Here is a 16,261-nt window from a genome sequence, read left to right as displayed (position 1 = left end):
GACCGTGCTATAACAACAACATGCCCAAGATCGTCATCCCCGAGACCCGCCGCCAGGACGTGGCGCGGGCCGTCCTGCGCATCGTGGCCAGGGACGGACTCGAACACGCCTCGCTGCGCACCATCGCCGACGAGGCGGGCCTGGCGATCGGCTCGGTGCGCCACTACTTCGACGGCCAGGCCGAGGTGGTGATCTTCGCCATGGAGGAGCTGTGCCGGCGCATCGGCGACCGCGTGCGCGGCCACGCCGAGCGGCTGCTCGACCCGACCGCCGCGGCCGACCCGACCGCGCCGCTCGACCGGCGCGCCGCCGTCGAGGCCCTGCTGGCCGAGCTGCTCCCGCTGGACGGGCCCCGCCACGAGGAGGCGGTGCTCTGGCTGGCCTTCACCACCGCCGCCCGCACCCGCCCCGAACTGCGGCCCGGCGCGGCCCTGTTGCACGAGTCGACCCGCCGCCTCGTCGCCCGCGTCCTGGACGAGGCCCGCCGCTCCGGCGGAGTCCCCGCCGACCTCGACCTCCCCCTGGAAACCGAACGACTGGCGGCCCTCCTGGACGGCCTCGCCCTCGGCATGGTCCTCCACCCGGACGGCGTCGACGCCGGCACCGCCCTGCTGATCCTCCGCCGCCACCTCCACGACCTGGCCGAACGGCGAGGTGACGACGCGCGATGAAGGGCTCGCTCCACAGAGCCGGATTTGCCGTCGCTCTGTACGGACACCCGTAGTACGGTTGGGGCCATGGACGCCGCCTTCAGTCATTCACACGAGACCGCGGGGCGCCGAGTCAAAGATCAGAGATTCGAGATGCGCCTGTCGAAGGAGGACGACGCCCTGATCACCGAGGCTGCGGCCCTCGCAGGTGTCAGCCGGTCCGAACTGGGGACGGCTGCGGACACGCCCTAGGTCGCAGGGTCCACGGCGGAACCGAACCGCAGCCCGAGGCCGGGGCGCTGCCGGGTCCGTACGGTGGTGGTATGAGCGTCGACCTCGACAAGTACTTCGCGCGGGTCGGGTGGGACGGCGGGCGGGCGCCCACCCTGGCCACGCTGCGGGCGCTGCAGTACGCGCACGTGCTGGCCGTCCCGTTCGAGAACATCGACGTGGTGATGGGCACCGTGCCGTCGCTGGACGTCGCCGACCTGGAGGCCAAGATCGTCACGGGCTCGCGCGGCGGCTACTGCTTCGAACAGAACACGCTGTTCGCCGCCGTGCTGGAGCAGCTGGGCTACGGCGTCGCCCGGCACACCGGCCGAGTGCGGGTGAACGCGCGGCCCGGGGAGATACGGCCGCGCACCCACCTGGTGCTGGTCGTCCGGGTGCCCGGGGCGGACGGCACGGACGGCACGGGCGGGGTGCCCGGGGCGGACTACCTCGCGGACGTCGGCTTCGGGTCGGCGGACGGGCTGCTGGAGCCGCTGCCGATGATCCCCGGCCTGGTCCGGGAGGGCCGGGGCCGTCGGCACCGGCTGGTGCTGGAGGAGGCGGACGCCCCCGTGCCGGTCTGGGTGCTGGAGGCCCGGCACGGCGACGAGTGGCGGGAGCTGGTGTCGTTCACCCTCGACCCGGCGCCGGCGCCCGACATCAACATCGCCAACTGGTACGTCGCCACCCACCCGCGCTCGCCGTTCCGCCGCCTCTTCGCACAGCGGACGCTTCCCGCCGGACACCTGTCGCTGGACGGCACCAGGCTCACCCGCACCGCGAACGACGGCACCGTGACGGTGGAGGAGCTCGACGGCGCGGAGGGGGTCCGGGCGGCCCTGGAGTCCGAGTTCGGCATCACCCCTCCCCCCGGCCTCCACCTCGGCCACTAGCCCGCCGCTCTCCCCTCCGCCCCGGGCGCGGTCAGACCGGCGGTCAGGAACGCGACCACGGTGGAGAGTTCGGGGAACGACGGCTCGGCGGTGGAGTCCACCTCGGCGGCGAGCGGGCGCCCGTAGGCCTCCAGGAGGGTGGTGAACGCGAGCCGCCAGCGGTCGGTGATCTCGCGGACGGTCAGGTCGGGCAGGGCCCGGCCGAGGACGACCTCGAACGGGGCGGTGCCCGCCCAGGGCGAGCCGCTGAGCGGCCGGTCGGCGGTGAGCATGGTCTGGGCCAGCAGGCGGCACAGCATCCGGCCGCGCTCGGTCTGCACCAGTTCGTCGAACGGTGCGGCGACGGCCGCCACGAGGGTCCGCACCTGCGCGGGCCCCGTCGCCCCGGGGTTCAGGGTGGCCGTCTCCAGCCGCCCCTGCCAGAGCGGCATCAGCTCGCGTCCGAGCAGCGCCGCGACCAGGCCCTCGCGGGAGCCGAAGTGGTAGTGCACCGCGCCCGGGTTGAGGCCGGCCTCCGCGTTGATCGCGCGGACCGAGACCTGGCCCACACCGCGCCGGAGGAAGAGCCGCTCGGCAGCCGCGAGCAGCCGGCCCCGGGTCGAGGCGGCGTCCGGGGCCGGGGCGGCGTCCGGGGTCGGGTTCTGATCCTGAGCTGTTCCATCCGGCATGCCGCCATTGCACCACAGGAACCCGAGTTACTATCCAATCAGTGATTGAATCCTGATTGGCAGGAGCCCGGAAGGGCGCACCGCCAGTCCCGTGCGCCCCCACGCGCACAGTGATCGAGAGGCTCGCACCATGGGTATCCACGCCGTCACCGGCTCCGCTTCGGGAATGGGCGCCGCCAGCGCCGCCGTCCTCCGGGAGGCCGGCCACACCGTCATCGGCGTCGACCTCCGCGACGCCGACATCACCGCCGACCTCGGCACCGTCGAGGGCCGCCGCGCCGCCGTCCAGGGGATCCTGGAGGCCTCCGGCGGAGTGCTCGACGGCGTGGCGGCGGTGGCCGGCGTCGGCCCCGCGATGAAGGACCCCGCCGCCGTGGCCTCCATCAACTACTTCGGCCCGGTCGACCTGCTGGAGGGGCTGCGCCCGGCGCTCGCCCGCTCCTCGGCGGGGCGCGCCGTGGTGATCGGCTCCAACTCCTCGACCACCGTCCCGATGATCGACGAGAAGCTCGTCGATCTGCTGCTCTCGGGCGACGAGGACGCGGCCCGCGAGCACGCCCGCGCGGCCCTGGCGGCGCTCCCCGCCGAGGCGGCGCGGGCGACCCGGGGTGCGCCGAGCATCTCCGCGTACGCGACCTCCAAGTTCGCCCTGGCCCGCTGGGCGCGCCGGACGGCCGTCACCCCGGCGTGGGCCCGCGAGGGCGTGCTGCTCAACGTCATCGCGCCCGGCGCGGTGATCACCCCGCTGATGCTCGGGTCCACCGGCGCGGGCGAGGAGCCGGACGCCGACGACTTCCCCACCCCCATGCCGCTGGGCCTCTTCGGCCGGCCCGAGGACATCGCCTTCTGGGTGCACCAGTTCCTGCGGCCCGAGGCCCGCTTCACCACCGGGGCCACCCTGTTCGTGGACGGCGGCACCGACGCCGCGATGCGCCCCGACGCCCAGCCCACCGCGCTGACCTTCTGAGAAGCCCCGACCGGTGGCCGGGCCGGGAGCGCTCCCGGCCCGGCCACCGGTCACCGTCACCGGCCGTGGCGCGTGCCGGCGGACAGGCTCCGGCCCAGGTCGAGCAGGCTCAGGCCGAACATCAGCACGCCCAGCGGCACGTGCGGCCCAGGCTCGTGGGCGACGCCGAGCACCACCTGGGCCGAGGCGAGCACGAGGAACCCGGTGGCGTACAGGACCGGCCGGGCCGGACCGCCGCCGGGCCGCCACGCCAGGACCGCGGCCAGCAGGTAGAGCATCGAGGCGCCGTACATCACCCGCGCCCCGACGCTGTGCAGCGTCTCGCCGTAGGAGGTGGAGAGCAGCAGCCCGGCGGTGGTCGCCTGGAAGAGGATCGCCAGGGTCTGCAGGGCGAGCGCGACCTGCGGGAAGGTGAAGCTGCGGCGCTCGACGGCGTTGCTCGGGATGGCCATGGTGCGGTCCCTCTTCCTGCCTCGCGGCGGTGGATCGATAGTGTCCCGGTGATTCGACGAAACGGGCCCGCGAAGTGTGAGGCGGGCGGGCACGAGCAGGGGGACCGGCATGGACACCGGGGACGGACGGCCCACGGACACGGTCCTCGGTGAACGGCGCCACCTGATCAACCTCGCCTACCGGCTGCTCGGCTCACCGGCCGAGGCCGAGGACGCCGTGCAGGAGGCCTACGCCCGCTGGTACGCGATGGCGCCGGAGCGGCGGCAGGCGGTCGAGGTGCCCGGCGCCTGGCTGACGACCGTGGTCAGCCGGATCTGCCTGGACGTGCTCGGCTCGGCGCGGGTCCGGCGCGAGCGGTACGTCGGCGAGTGGCTGCCCGAGCCGCTGCCCGACCGCGCCGAGTGGCCCGGCGCCGCCGGGGGCGCGTCCGCCGACCCGGCCGACCGGATCACCCTGGACGAGTCGGTGGGCATGGCCTTCCTCGTCGTCCTGGAGTCGATGACGCCGGCCGAGCGCGTGGTGTTCGTCCTGCACGACGTCTTCCGGTACCCGTTCCCCGAGATCGCCGTGATCCTCGACCGGACGGCCGCGGCCTGCCGCCAGCTGGCCTCCTCGGCCCGCCGACGGGTCCGCGCCGCACGGGCCCCGTCTCCCGGGCAGGCCCCGTCCGCCGGGCAGGCCCCGACTGCCGCACAGGCTCCGGCCTCCGGGCAGGACCGGCAGGCGGAGGTGGTGCGGAAGTTCCGCAAGGCCTGGGAGTCCCAGGACATCGAGGCGCTGGTCGGCCTCCTGGACCCCGCCGCCACCCTGGTCGCCGACGGCGGCGGCCTGGTCAGCGCCGTGGTCCGGCCGGTCGAGGGCGGCCCGCGCATCGCGCAGTACCTGGTCCTGATGGCCGGGATGGTGCCGGGGCTGACCCTCCTGGAGCGCACCGTCAACGGCCTGCCCGGCCTGGTCGCCCAGCGCGACGGCGTCACCGCGACGGTGGCCGCCCTCGATGTCGTCGACGGCCGGATCACCCGCATCTGGGCGGTCCGCAACCCGGCGAAGCTGACCCGCTGGACGGCGGCCGGCGACGTGGCGTGATGCGACGCCAGTCGGGAACCACCGTGGGGCGAACGGGCGTTGATCCCATCACGGGGGACGGGCGATTCGGACCTATGGAGGTCGGTATGGCTCGGCAGGGGGCGCTTCGGCGCGGCTTCGGCGCGGTGGCGGTGGCCGCCGCGATGACAGCGGGAACGGTGACGGCGGCCAGTGCGGCCGGCGCCGACGGAGGACACGGTGACGGCCCACACGCCGCGACGCGGGCGGCGATGGCGGAGCTCATACGGACCGAGGGCCTGCCCGGCACGATAGCCGGTGTCCGGGAGGGCGACCGCAGCTGGTCGGCGGCCGTCGGAGTGGCCGACACCGCGACCGGGCAGCCCCGGTCGCCCCGGGAGCGGTTCAGGATCGGCAGCGTGACGAAGACGTTCACCGCCACCGTGGTGCTCCAACTCCGGGCCGAAGGGCGGCTCTCCCTGGACGACACGGTGGAGAAGTGGCTGCCGGGCGTGGTGCGGGGCAACGGGAACGACGGGTCGAGGATCACGGTCCGGCAGCTCCTGGCGCACACCAGCGGGCTGTTCTCCTACGACGAGGATCCGACGATGATCCAGCGGCTGGCCGGTCCGGACTTCCTGGTCCACCGCTTCGACACCTACCGGCCCGAGGACCTGGTCCGCACGGCGGTCTCCCACCCCCCGCTGTTCGCACCGGGAACGTCCCGCTCGTACTCCAACACCAACTTCGTCCTGGCCGGGATGATCATCGGCAAAGTGACCGGCCGCCCGTACGCCGAGGAGATCGAGAAGCGGATCATCCGGCCGCTGGGCCTCTCCGCGACGACCCTGCCCGGCACCGCCGTCGGGCTTCCGAAGCCGCACGCGCTCGGCTACTCCAAGCTGTTCGGCGGCTCGCCGACGCCGCTGGAGGCCACCGAGCTCAACCCGTCGTGGGGCGGATCGGCCGGGGAGATGATCTCCACGACCGCCGACCTGACGCGCTTCTACTCCGCCCTGATGCGCGGACAGTTGCTGCCGCAGGCCGAGCTGGACGAGATGGTCCCGGCCGCCGGCGGTCCCGGACTGGGCATCGGCAGCGTCAAGCTCTCCTGCGGGGTGACCGTCTGGGGCCACACGGGCGGCATCCACGGCTCCTCGACCGTCGCGCTCACGACGCGCGACGGGCGCCATGCGGCGGTGTTCAACACCAACGCCGACTGGGTCGAGAACGAACGCAGCCTTGGCGAGGCCGAGTTCTGCCGCTGAGCGGCACCGGCCCGAACAACCTCCCGGCCCCTCGCGCCCATCCGCGCGAGGGGCCGCACCCTGTCCCGGCACTGGAGTTCGACGGGGGCGACTTCCTGCTCCCGGCGCGCGCAACGGCATAGGGGCGTACACCTAGGGGCGCGCGGGCAGGAGCAACGCGCCGGTGCGGGGAACTCCGGGCGGCGCGGTCCGACGGCGGCGAATCCGCTGGTCGCGCGGGGCCTCGGAGGCGTCAGCGCCACCCCCGGGGCGCTGTGGTCCGGTACACCTCCAACGGCCTCCTCGACACCTCCTGGGGGGCGTCGGGCATCGTCACCACCTCGTTCGGCACCGGCGGCGCCTCCGCTCGCGGCACCGCCCTCGACTCCAGCAACCGCCTGGTCACCGCCAGCACCGCCACCGTGACCAAGCCCGACCTGACCCCGGGCTTCGACTTCACCGTCGCGCGCTACCAGACCAACTGACCCCGCGGAGTCAGAAGCGAAAGGCGGCGGCCTGCACCCCGTGGTGCAGGCCGCCGCCCCCGCGCACAACTACCCGAACCACGGCTCAGCGATCGCCCGGATGGCAACCCCGGCCCCTCGCGCGGATCGGATGGTGCAGGACACCTCGCCCGCGATCACGCCGTGGGCCAGGAGATGGTGATCCGACTGTTGCGCTTGTTCACGACCCGCTCGCCGATCGCACATCACAACCAGTCCAGATTGACATTGACCGTTCGGTCAATAATATTGGCCGCATGGTCAATAGTGATGGGACTCACGCACCTCATCAGCTCGGTGCCGTCAGCGTGCTGGTCGGGGTCTACGCCGCCGCCATGGTCGGAACGGTCGTGGCACTGGCGGTCATGGCGTCCACGGCCCCGGAACAGGCGACCGATGAAGCGTGGGGGCACGCCCTGCTCGTCACGTTCTTCGCAATCCTCCTTCTGATGCGACTCCGGTCCGCCCGGTCGGGCAGCACGAGGGCAGTCCGGGCACTCGGCATCGTTACCACGGCGATGCTCGTCGTGAACCTGGTGGAAGCCGCCCTGCCGGGTGTCTTCCCGGGGTGGATGCGGGTCGAGATGGTGGCGATAGCCCTGTGGATGTCGGTACTGCTCATCCTGGTCCGTCGTTCGGCAAGCCGCTGACCGGTGTCTCTCACAAACCCGCCCGCTAGGAATGATGGTGTGAACACGCCCCGCCAAGAGCCTCGCCCACGTCCGAGCAATCGTCAGCGCCTCAGCGAGGAGGTACGTCGGACACAGATCATCAAGGCCACTGTCGCGGTGGTTGCCAAACTCGGCTACGAGGGTGCCTCCCTGGCCCGGATCGCCGAGCAGGCGGATGTGTCCAAAGGCCTGCTCTCGCACTACTTCACAGACAAGGATCGCCTCATGGAAACAGTCGCCAGGACGACTCTGGCGACCCTCAGGCAGACCATTGCCGACTCTCTCGTCCTGACCGACCCGGTTCCCGAGGTCATCCGCGCGGCGATTCGCCGTGTGGCCCGCCTGAGCGCGACGCACCAAGCCGAGCTGACCGCGATGCGACAGATCAGCGCCAACCTGCGCGAGGCCGACGGGACCCTACGTCTCGGCCTCACCGACTACGAAGAGACCTACCAAGGCCAGGAAGCCCTGTTCCGTCGCGGCCAGGAGGAGGGCAGCCTCCGCGACTTCGACACCCGGGTCATGTCGATCACCTACCAGGGCGCCATCGACACGATGGTCACCTACCTCCATGAGCATCCCGAGGCCGATGCCCACCACTACGCGGACGCCCTCGCCGACCTCATCGTCGCCGCCATCAGGCGCCACTGACGAGATGCCACGGAACTGAGACACGGGCGCCTGGACACGGGCTGAGACAACTCCGAAACCCGCTGATCAGGGCGGTGTCCTAACAGCGTGTCCCGTGTGGTGATCGGGGCGTTGGATCGGTCATGGGGAGGGTGGACCAGCCTACGGGCTCCACCCTCCGCGCCGTGCCCGACTCCAGCAACCGCTCGGCGACCGACGAGGACCGCCGGCGTCCCTTGCCCGCGGACCAGTGGCGGCCTGCACCGCGCAGTACAGGCCGCCGCCCGTACTCGCAACTGCCCCGCAGATCAGGTGAACCCACTGCTCGGACATCGCGCGGATGGTGACCCCGGGCCGCTCGCGCGGGTGGGCGCGAGGGGCCCGGGGTTTCGGTGGGTCGGCTATTCGGCGGGGGTGCCGCGGAGGAGGAAGGGGAGGTGGGTGCCGTTGGTGAGGGCGGTGAGGGCTTGGGTGGTGCGGCGGTGCTGGTCGGGGGCCATGGCGTCGGGGAGTTGGTGGGGGTGGAGCCAGTGGACGGCGGTGATGGTGGCGGGGGGCCGGTGGCGGGCGACGATCGTTTCCTGGGCACCGGTGAGGCGTCCGCCCCAGTAGACGAAGTTGATGCCCTCGGGGAGGAGTTGGGCGTCGACGTAGTCGGTGGCGAGGATGTGGCGCAGGGGGAGGACGAGGCCGGTTTCGGTTTCGGTGTGGCGGCGGGCGGCGAGGTGGGGGAGTTCGTTGGCCTCGGCGCTGCCGCCGGGGAGCATGAGGCCGGACTTGTAGGCGGTTCCGATCAGGAGGACGGCGCCGTCGCGGTTGAGGATGAGGGCCTGGTGGCCGAGGCGTCGGCGGGGCGGGTTGGTGAGGATGGCGGGGAGGTGGTGCAGCATGGGGTGCTCCTGTTGGGCGAGAGCCAGGTGAAGCAGGCGGGCAGTCCGGCGCAGATGCCGGCGGTGAGGATCAGCCCGAATATCAGCAACTGCGGTGCGAGCGGCCCGTTGCGGATGGGCCAGCAGACGGCCGCGGCGGTGAGGGTGGAGAGGGTGGCGACGCCGAGGACGGTGGCGAGCAGCTTCACGCCACGTCGGCGACGCGGGGCCGGCTGGGGTGCTGGACGCTGATGAAGCGGGGCTCGGCGAGGGCCTGGACGTGTTCGGGCTTGGTGGTCCACTCGCAGCCCCCGGCTTCGGGGCGGAGGTAGACGAGCCCGGCGAGGGTGTCCATGTACACGGCCTCGATGGGCTTGCCGGAGAAGTCCCGGTGCCCGAGGTCCTGGACGACCTCGCCGACGGTGGGGGTGTAAATGGGCATGCGGGGGCGACTGGGCATGGGGGCTCCTGGTTGCGCTGTGCATAGGGATCACTACGACCCGTATCCATGGTGGGGCTGGAGAGGCTACGATCGAAAGGTCTTCAACTCTCTAGTTCGCATTGCTTTAAGTGGAGCGACCTTGAAGCGCATCGCACTTGACCCCACGTCATCTCCTCTTGCGGCTTTCGCCGTTCAACTTCGCAGGTTGAGGGAGGCGCGCGGCATGACTCAGGTCGAACTCGGCACGCAGGTTCGATATTCCAGTGTCTACATCTCGAACGTGGAGACGGCGAAGCAGGCTCCGAGCTTAAAGTTCGTACAGCGGGCCGACGAGGTGCTGGAAGCCGGTGGCGCGCTGGAACTGCTGTGGTGGAGCTGGAAGAACGGGGCACTGATCCCGGGTTTCCCCGAGTACGCCACCAAGGAACGAGAGGCGATCGGCATACGGCTCTTCGAGACGGGCATGGTGCCGGGCGTCCTGCAGCATCATGACTACTCGGCTGCCTACGAAGCCGCCATCGTGCACCGAGGGGAGGCCACTCGCGCCCAGGCGGACGAGCGACTCCGTGTTCTCGCTGTACGACAGAAGCTGCTGGACCGGACTCTGACGATCCATGCCGCACTTGATGAAGGTGTACTGCGACGGCCGATCGGAGGTACCGATGTCATGGCACAGCAGCTGACCCACTTGGCGGACCTGTCCGCCCGGCCGAACGTCGTCCTTCAGGTCGCGCCCTACCGCATGGGTGAGGAACGCCCCCTCTCCCATGCGGTCACCCTGCTCACTCTGCCCAACCGGACGATGGTCGGGTACACCGAGACGCTTCAGCGAGGCTACCTGGAGCAGGATGCGGAAACTGTCTCGGGCTGGGCGAGAAAGTACGATCGGCTACAGGTGGACGCACTCTCCCGGGCGGACAGCCTGGCCATGATTCATCAGGTACGGAAGGAACTTGAACACCATGCTCGTTGATCTGTCGGGCGCCAAGTGGCGCAAGAGCACACACAGCAACGGTGGCGGCGGGTGCATCGAGGTTGCCGACGGCTACACCGGTGTCATGCCCGTCCGCGACTCCAAGGACCCCCAGGGTCCTGCCCTCGTCTTCCCCTCCGACGCCTGGCGATCCTTCGTCACCGCCGTCCAGGCCGGCGAGTTCGGCACCATCTGATCACCACCGCCCAAGGGCCCTGGCCGCCACGCCGGTCAGGGCCCTCGTTGGCTGCACCCCGTGCGGCTCGACCCGGTCCTGAGAACCGCGAGGAGTCCTGGCAGGCGGCAGCACTGAGGCGCTGCCGTTCCGCTGAACGGCAGCGCCATCGCCAGCCCTCCGCGGCCCCCGACCGGGCTCTCCGGTCGGGGGCCACGGAACTCCTCGCGACTGCCGTGGAGATGCGCCGGAGGTCGGGAACGGCCGCGACGTACAATCGCAAGGCGAAGCGCCAGGCCGAGATTCCGGCACCGCCGTGAGGGAGGGGACAGGATGTTCGGCTCGCAGAAGAAGCTCAACGATCTGATGGCGCAGCTCAGGCCCGACCTGAGTCGGGAATCGCTCGGCGTCGGGCCCGACTTCCCGGGCATCGCCCCGAACCCCTTCCTGAGCAGTGATGCACGGAAGCGCAATGCGGAACTGCGTACGGGGGCGCTTGCGCTCGGCGTTCTCGTCGACTGGCGGGAGGTCAGCAGCGACGGCAGTCCACGCGTGGTCCTGATGTTCGACGTGGAGACCGCCGGCGGCGTCTCGTTCCGCGGTATCGCAGACGAAGACCTCACGATCACCGAGCTCACCCGACTCGCCCCAGGACAGACGTTGCCCGTGCGCTACCGGCCGGCCGTCATGGACCACTACGTCGCCCTTGCCCGGGACGCGGACCCCGCCCACGTGCGGCAGCTCTCCGACGAGATCGCGAGCCGCAAGCGGACCTGACCCGAAGCCATTGGCCGGATCTGCACATGTTCAGCCACCGAGCACTCTGACACGACGCGCCGCCCGGACCGGAGTCCGGCGGCGCGTCACCTCACGATAGGCCGGACCCCAACTGATCCGGTGTCATACACCAGTGGTGCCGTCGATGCGCTCCCGGAGCAGGTCGGCGTGGCCGTTGTGGCGGGCGTACTCCTCGATCATGTGGACGTAGATCCAGCGGAGGCTGACGTCCTGCTCCATGAAGCGGCCTGTGTCGGTCAGGGCACGGACGGCGCAGAGCTCGCGGCTGCGGGCGATCTCCGCGTGCCAGGTGGCCAGAGCGTCGTGCAGTGTGGCGCCCTCGGCCAGTTCGAAGCCGCCGTCGGGGGCAGACGGGTCGGCCTGCGGGTCGTAGATGGGCGGGGCCTGCTCTCCGGCGAACACTCGGCGGAACCAGTTCCGCTCCACCTCCGCCATGTGCTGGACGAGGCCGGTCAAGGTGAAGCCGGACGGTTGCACGGACGCGACGGCGGCCTGCCCATCGTCCAGGCCCTCGCACTTCCTGGCGAGGGTGACGCGGTGAAAGTCAAGCCAGCTTTCGAGCGTGGTGCGCTCGTCGGCGTTCAGGGGCGGCAAAGGCCGTTCGATCGAGCTCATCGGTCGATTATGTCGGCAACGGCCGAAGCCCTCCACCGGCAGGACCTCCGACAGGGCGAACGTTGCCTGCTGCGGCACCAGGACCTGACGTGACGGTGAGTCAGCCCCTTGGTGGTACTGGTTTCACCATCGGACCGGGTCCTGGGCGCATGGCACGCACCGGTCGTGGTGATCTAGGTTCGAGCCGTGATGATTCCTCCCGGGCTGCGGCGCTCGGTCCTTCGGGCGCGGCGGGACGCCGGTTTCCTGGCTGCCGGCGTCCTGCCGCACCTGGCGCTGGTGCCGGTGTGGAGCTGGGGCGTGGCGACCTCCGTCGAGGCCGGGAACTGGCCGCTCGGGCTGCCCGCCTCGGTCGCCGTGATCCTGCTCGGCGTGCCGGTGCTGACGGCTGTCCAGCGGGCCCGGCACCGGGCGCTGCTCGGCGTGTTCCTCCCCCGGCCGACGCCCGCGCCGGAGCGGCGGTGGCCGGGGGCGGCGGCCGCCCGTTGGCTCCGCGCGCCGCGCACCTGGGGGCAGCTCGGCTACCACCTCCTGCTGGGCCCGGTCCTGGCGGTGTCGGAACTGCTGGTGCTCATGGCGCTGCCCGTGGGCCTGGCGGGCGCCGGCTGCTCCGCCTGGGCGTGGGAGCTGCCGGTGGAGGTGCGCGAGAAGTGGTTCGGCGCCACGACGCAACTTCCGTGCTACACGCTGGGCGGACTCGTCCTGCTCTGCGCCGTACCGTGGGCGGCGGGGGCGGCGGCCCGCGGCGAGACGCGTGCGGCGATGGCTCTGCTCGGGCCCAGCCCGGCCCAGCAACTCCGCGAGCGGGTGGACGCGTTGGACCAGAGCCGCACCGGCCTGATCGAAGCCGTCGACGCCGAGCGCCGCCGCATCGAGCGCGATCTGCACGACGGCACCCAGCAGCGGTTGGTCTCGCTCGCGGTCAACCTGGGCCTGGCGATGGCCACCCAGCCCGACCTGCCGGCCGGAGCCCGCGAAGCGCTCGCCGGGGCACACCTGGAGGCCAAGCAGGCGATCGAGGAACTCAACGACCTGGTCCGGGGCCTGCATCCGGCCGTGCTCGAAGACCGGGGCCTGGACGCGGCGCTGTCCGGACTGGCTGCCCGGGCGCCCCTGCCGGTGCGCCTGCGGGTCGACCTGGCGGAGCGGGCGGCGCCCGCCGTGGAGTCGGTGGCGTACTTCGTGGTCTCGGAGGCGTTGAGCAACGTGACCAAGCACGCCCGCGCGACGCGTGCCGAAGTGACCGTCCGGCAGGTCGGTAAGGTGCTGCGGGTGAACATCACCGACGACGGGCTGGGCGGGGCCGACGCCCGCGCCGGCACGGGACTGAGCGGGCTGGCCAAGCGGGTCGGCTCCCTCGACGGCACCCTGCAGGTCAGCAGTCCCATCGGCGGACCGACCACGGTGACGGCGGAGTTGCCGTGCGAGCGGTGATCGCCGAGGACTCGGTGCTGTTGCGGGTCGGCCTGGTCAAGGTGCTGGAGATGGGCGGGTTCCAGGTCGCCACCGAAGCCGGGGACGGCGAGGCACTGTTGGCGGCGGTGGCGGAGCACCGGCCCGAACTCGCGCTGGTCGACGTCCGGATGCCGCCGGGCTTCACCGACGAGGGGGTGCGCGCCGCGGTGGAGATCCGTCGGCGCTGGCCGGGGACGGCGGTGGTGCTGCTGTCGCAGTACGTGGAGGAGCGGTACGCGGCCGAACTGCTCTCCACCAACACCGGCGGCGTCGGCTACCTGCTCAAGCAGCGCGTCGCCGATGTAGCGGAGTTCGTGGCGGCGGTGCGGCGGGTGGCGGAAGGCGGCACGGCACTGGATCCGCAGGTCGTCTCACAACTCCTGCTGCGCCGCGACCTGGACCCGCTGAAGCGGCTCACCCCGCGCGAACGCGACGTCCTCGGCGTCATGGCCGAGGGCCGCTCCAACGCCGGCATCGCGCAGGCACTGGTGGTCAGCGAGAGCGCGGTGGCCAAGCACATCAACAACATCTTCGCCAAACTCGACCTCCCCACCGCCGACGCGGACCACCGCCGCGTCCTCGCGGTGCTGAGGTTCCTGGCGGCGTCAGGAACCTGACCGGCCGGAACCCGGCCGATGCCGCAGGCGCGCGACCGCCGCCGGGCTCTCACGCCACCTTCCAGCCGTGGGCGTACTCGATGTGCATCATGCCCGGGCCGTGGCGCAGGGGGCGTCCGTGCCGGGCGCCGTCGTGCTCCAGGGTCACGCACTCGTGGGTCCCGGGGTAGTCCAGGGCGCGGGCCGGGCCGTCGGTCACCAGTGCGTGCACCAGTGCGCCGGTCGAGCGGAACGCCGTGGCGGTGCCGGTGAGGAACAGCGTCCCGGCGGCGTGGCCGAAGCGCAGCTCGTCGCGCCGATTGCCACGGCGCGCGGGCCGGTCGTCGTCCTCGCCGCCCCTCGGGAAGTCGGTTGCGGGGATCTCCATCGTGTGCGGCCTCCCGGCGCCCAGCCGGCCCCGCACCGCCTTCCAGCGCGAGGGCGGGAACCCCAACGCGGGCTGCACCAGCACCAGGTCCAGCACCACCGACGACCGCTGCCACTCGCCGATCCCCGCCGGCCCCTCGCGCCCCGCCTTCAGCGGCACGTACACCAGCGACCGCCGCGACCGTGCGGCCAGCCCCCACGCCACCGCCAGGCTCTCCGCCGCCTGCCGGTCCACGTACATGTCCAGCGACCAGCCGTTGTCGTACAGCACGGCCCGACCCGACCTCGGGCCGGCCTTCACCACCCGGTACTCCTCGCCGCCGTGCCGGACCTGGTGGACCGTGGTGCTCCACTTCACCGGACAATTCGTATCCCATCCGGACGCACCCTGTCCCCCGGGTTTCCGCCCCGCCGACCGGTCCACCCGCGTGTCGGTCTTCTGTGCTGTACTTCGCGCACCAACTCCCGCCGCTGCCCCAGGAGCCGACCGCTCGTGAGCGCCACCTGCCCGCAGTGCTCCGCCTCGGACCAGTCCGTCGCCGTCCCGCACGCCCTCGAACCCACCGCCGAGCCACCGCTCGACGAGCCGACCCGGGCCCTGCTCGCCCCGCCGCCCCCACCGCAGCCGGGCCGGCACCGGAGCGTCGTGGCGACCACCTTCTACGCCCTCGCGGGCGTGTTCGCCGTGTTCGGTCTCCTGGGCCTCGCCAAGGCCTTCAGGGAGGACCACGAAGGCGCCGAAACGGTCGCGCTGATCGCCTACTTCGTCGGCGCGCTCACCGTCCCCGGGCTCCTGCTCGCCGTCGGCCTGATCACCCACGTCGTCTCGCGCCGCCGCCACGAACGCGGCTTCGTCGAGAACTACGGCCCGCTGCACGCCGTCTGGCAGCGCAACCAGCACGTCTGGCAGGCCGCCCGGTTCTGCCACCGCTGCCGGGTCGTCTTCTTCCCCGACGCCGCGCTGCGCCCCGACTTCCCCGCCTCGCCGCCGATCCGGCCGGAGCAGTTCCCGCTCTGGGTGGTGACCGCCGCCGACCGCGCCTACGGCTTCCCGAACGCACCCGTCGCGCCGAGCTGACCGCGCGGCCCGTTCCTGCTTCCATGGGCGGATGCCCGAGACACCCTCGCCGTTCCTCCCGCCGCCCGCCGAGGTGCTCGGCGCCCGCCGCATCCGGCTCGTCGAAGTGCCCGCCGCCCGCCTGACCGCCGAGGAGCGGCGGGCCCGGGACCGCGTCTGGGCGGAGATGGTCCTGGCCAATCCCACACTCTTCGACGGCCCGGTGGTGGCGTGCGCGGGCACCTCGTGGCCCCGGCCGGGCGAACTCCACGTCTTCTGGACGCGCGTGACGTACCGGCACTACGCGCTCCGCCATGTCACCGCGTCCGCCGCCCCCACCGCCTCCCTCTCCGTGAGCGTCCTGCAGCCCACCGACGACGGCCGTCTGCTCGTCGGCCGGATGTCCCCGACCACCGCCGCCCCCGGACGCTGGCAACCGCCCGGCGGCGCCGTCGAACCCCCGCCCGACGGCGAGCGCCTGGACCTCGCCGCGCTGCGCCGCAACGCCGCCCGGGAACTGACCGAGGAGACCGGAGTGACCGCCGGGCCGGGCGAGTTGGCAATGTGGGCGGTCACCCGGGGCCGGTACGGCAGCGTCGGCGTGCTCTTCCTCGCCCCGCCGCAACCCGAAGCGGCACTGCGCGAGCGGTTCGGCGCCCTCGCGCCGCCCGAACGGGAGCTGGTCGAGCTGGCCTTCGTCCGCTCCCCCGCCGACCTGCCGGGCCTCCCCGGCCCGCACGCCGACTACCTCGCCCCGGTCGTCCGCCGCTTCGCCCGCCTCCGGCCGCCGGGCTAGAGATCGTCTTCGAAGATCAGGTCCAGAGCAGGGACGAGGCGTGGTGGCGGCGACTTGTGGGACTCACGGGTCTTGTGTGGCGCTCGGGCTGCCCGTCGATGA

General features: G+C 72.1%; 22 protein-coding genes. 16 read left to right on the top strand and 6 right to left on the bottom strand.

All coding sequences use genetic code 11. The annotated features are described in order from the left end of the window. Positions 1-20: 20 nt before the first annotated feature. From ACFVUH_RS27550 to ACFVUH_RS27540, 3 genes are all read left to right on the top strand, one after another. Positions 21-671, top strand: coding sequence for a TetR/AcrR family transcriptional regulator (locus tag ACFVUH_RS27550; RefSeq protein ID WP_355373656.1), 651 nt, complete (start codon positions 21-23; stop codon positions 669-671). Between the two features lie 66 nt (positions 672-737). Continuing rightward, complete coding sequence (locus tag ACFVUH_RS27545; RefSeq protein WP_387915936.1) at positions 738-902, top strand: hypothetical protein; 165 nt, start codon at positions 738-740, stop codon at positions 900-902. Positions 903-973: 71 nt separating this feature from the next. Next, a complete protein-coding gene (locus tag ACFVUH_RS27540) occupies positions 974-1,813 on the top strand; it encodes an arylamine N-acetyltransferase (protein ID WP_387915934.1) in 840 nt (279 codons plus the stop codon). On the opposite strand, the gene ACFVUH_RS27535 is transcribed toward ACFVUH_RS27540, so the two are convergent. Then, a complete protein-coding gene (locus tag ACFVUH_RS27535; RefSeq protein WP_387915932.1) occupies positions 1,810-2,481 on the bottom strand; it encodes a TetR/AcrR family transcriptional regulator in 672 nt (223 codons plus the stop codon). The genes ACFVUH_RS27540 and ACFVUH_RS27535 overlap by 4 nt on opposite strands. 130 nt (positions 2,482-2,611) lie before the next feature. Between ACFVUH_RS27535 and ACFVUH_RS27530 the strand changes: the two genes are divergently transcribed. Beyond that, positions 2,612-3,448, top strand: a complete 837-nt coding sequence (locus ACFVUH_RS27530; protein ID WP_355373668.1) for an SDR family oxidoreductase — start codon at positions 2,612-2,614, stop codon at positions 3,446-3,448. A gap of 56 nt (positions 3,449-3,504) precedes the next feature. Here the strand turns inward: ACFVUH_RS27530 and ACFVUH_RS27525 are convergent, their stop codons facing one another. Further along, positions 3,505-3,900, bottom strand: coding sequence for a hypothetical protein (locus ACFVUH_RS27525; protein WP_387915930.1), 396 nt, complete (start codon positions 3,898-3,900; stop codon positions 3,505-3,507). A gap of 109 nt (positions 3,901-4,009) precedes the next feature. On the opposite strand from ACFVUH_RS27525, the gene sigJ reads away from it, so the two are divergent. The 5 genes from sigJ to ACFVUH_RS27500 all read left to right on the top strand — a co-directional run bounded on the left by sigJ (position 4,010) and on the right by ACFVUH_RS27500 (position 8,017). Then, positions 4,010-4,987 (top strand): RNA polymerase sigma factor SigJ, encoded by a 978-nt coding sequence (gene sigJ / locus ACFVUH_RS27520; RefSeq protein WP_387915929.1) that lies wholly within the window; start codon positions 4,010-4,012, stop codon positions 4,985-4,987. A 230-nt stretch (positions 4,988-5,217) separates the two neighbouring features. Beyond that, positions 5,218-6,213 carry a serine hydrolase domain-containing protein gene (locus ACFVUH_RS27515; protein ID WP_387915928.1) on the top strand — a complete coding sequence of 332 codons (996 nt, stop codon included), beginning with the start codon at positions 5,218-5,220 and terminating at the stop codon, positions 6,211-6,213. A 254-nt stretch (positions 6,214-6,467) separates the two neighbouring features. Next, complete coding sequence (locus ACFVUH_RS27510; RefSeq protein WP_387915927.1) at positions 6,468-6,677, top strand: hypothetical protein; 210 nt, start codon at positions 6,468-6,470, stop codon at positions 6,675-6,677. A gap of 275 nt (positions 6,678-6,952) precedes the next feature. After that, the gene (locus ACFVUH_RS27505; protein ID WP_387915926.1) at positions 6,953-7,345 is read left to right on the top strand and encodes a hypothetical protein; all 393 of its coding nucleotides are present in this window, start codon (positions 6,953-6,955) and stop codon (positions 7,343-7,345) included. Positions 7,346-7,384: 39 nt separating this feature from the next. After that, positions 7,385-8,017 carry a TetR family transcriptional regulator gene (locus tag ACFVUH_RS27500; RefSeq protein WP_387915925.1) on the top strand — a complete coding sequence of 211 codons (633 nt, stop codon included), beginning with the start codon at positions 7,385-7,387 and terminating at the stop codon, positions 8,015-8,017. A gap of 380 nt (positions 8,018-8,397) precedes the next feature. On the opposite strand, the gene ACFVUH_RS27495 is transcribed toward ACFVUH_RS27500, so the two are convergent. Beyond that, complete coding sequence (locus ACFVUH_RS27495) at positions 8,398-8,886, bottom strand: NUDIX domain-containing protein (RefSeq protein ID WP_387915195.1); 489 nt, start codon at positions 8,884-8,886, stop codon at positions 8,398-8,400. A 184-nt stretch (positions 8,887-9,070) separates the two neighbouring features. Beyond that, the gene (locus ACFVUH_RS27490) at positions 9,071-9,307 is read right to left on the bottom strand and encodes a hypothetical protein (protein ID WP_387915924.1); all 237 of its coding nucleotides are present in this window, start codon (positions 9,305-9,307) and stop codon (positions 9,071-9,073) included. Between ACFVUH_RS27490 and ACFVUH_RS27485 the strand changes: the two genes are divergently transcribed. From ACFVUH_RS27485 to ACFVUH_RS27475, 3 genes are all read left to right on the top strand, one after another. Further along, the gene (locus ACFVUH_RS27485) at positions 9,300-10,280 is read left to right on the top strand and encodes a helix-turn-helix domain-containing protein (RefSeq protein ID WP_387915923.1); all 981 of its coding nucleotides are present in this window, start codon (positions 9,300-9,302) and stop codon (positions 10,278-10,280) included. The two genes, ACFVUH_RS27490 and ACFVUH_RS27485, sit on opposite strands and share 8 nt — an antisense overlap. After that, positions 10,270-10,476 (top strand): DUF397 domain-containing protein, encoded by a 207-nt coding sequence (locus ACFVUH_RS27480; protein WP_387915921.1) that lies wholly within the window; start codon positions 10,270-10,272, stop codon positions 10,474-10,476. Before ACFVUH_RS27485 ends, ACFVUH_RS27480 begins: the two co-directional genes overlap by 11 nt. Positions 10,477-10,788: 312 nt before the next feature. Beyond that, the gene (locus tag ACFVUH_RS27475; protein WP_387915920.1) at positions 10,789-11,232 is read left to right on the top strand and encodes a hypothetical protein; all 444 of its coding nucleotides are present in this window, start codon (positions 10,789-10,791) and stop codon (positions 11,230-11,232) included. A gap of 123 nt (positions 11,233-11,355) precedes the next feature. Here ACFVUH_RS27475 and ACFVUH_RS27470 read toward each other — a convergent pair whose 3' ends face one another. Beyond that, positions 11,356-11,868 (bottom strand): DinB family protein, encoded by a 513-nt coding sequence (locus ACFVUH_RS27470; protein WP_387915918.1) that lies wholly within the window; start codon positions 11,866-11,868, stop codon positions 11,356-11,358. 189 nt (positions 11,869-12,057) lie between these two features. On the opposite strand from ACFVUH_RS27470, the gene ACFVUH_RS27465 reads away from it, so the two are divergent. Together ACFVUH_RS27465 and ACFVUH_RS27460 are read left to right on the top strand one after the other, a co-directional pair. Next, positions 12,058-13,302, top strand: a complete 1,245-nt coding sequence (locus tag ACFVUH_RS27465; protein ID WP_387916039.1) for a sensor histidine kinase — start codon at positions 12,058-12,060, stop codon at positions 13,300-13,302. Beyond that, on the top strand, positions 13,290-13,940 hold the full coding sequence (locus ACFVUH_RS27460) for a response regulator (protein ID WP_387915916.1): 651 nt from the start codon (positions 13,290-13,292) through the stop codon (positions 13,938-13,940). The genes ACFVUH_RS27465 and ACFVUH_RS27460 overlap by 13 nt, the downstream gene beginning before the upstream one ends. Before the next feature lie 49 nt (positions 13,941-13,989). Here the strand turns inward: ACFVUH_RS27460 and ACFVUH_RS27455 are convergent, their stop codons facing one another. Continuing rightward, the gene (locus tag ACFVUH_RS27455; RefSeq protein ID WP_387915914.1) at positions 13,990-14,664 is read right to left on the bottom strand and encodes a hypothetical protein; all 675 of its coding nucleotides are present in this window, start codon (positions 14,662-14,664) and stop codon (positions 13,990-13,992) included. A 135-nt stretch (positions 14,665-14,799) separates the two neighbouring features. On the opposite strand from ACFVUH_RS27455, the gene ACFVUH_RS27450 reads away from it, so the two are divergent. Then, positions 14,800-15,384, top strand: a complete 585-nt coding sequence (locus ACFVUH_RS27450; protein ID WP_387915912.1) for a hypothetical protein — start codon at positions 14,800-14,802, stop codon at positions 15,382-15,384. Positions 15,385-15,415: 31 nt separating this feature from the next. Continuing rightward, positions 15,416-16,159 carry an NUDIX hydrolase gene (locus tag ACFVUH_RS27445; protein WP_387915910.1) on the top strand — a complete coding sequence of 248 codons (744 nt, stop codon included), beginning with the start codon at positions 15,416-15,418 and terminating at the stop codon, positions 16,157-16,159. Positions 16,160-16,261 lie beyond the last annotated feature (102 nt).

It is taken from the genome of Kitasatospora sp. NPDC058032 (assembly GCF_042885845.1).
In the GTDB taxonomy this organism is placed as follows: Bacteria; Actinomycetota; Actinomycetes; order Streptomycetales; family Streptomycetaceae; genus Kitasatospora.
This window is presented reverse-complemented; position numbering and strand designations above follow the sequence as displayed.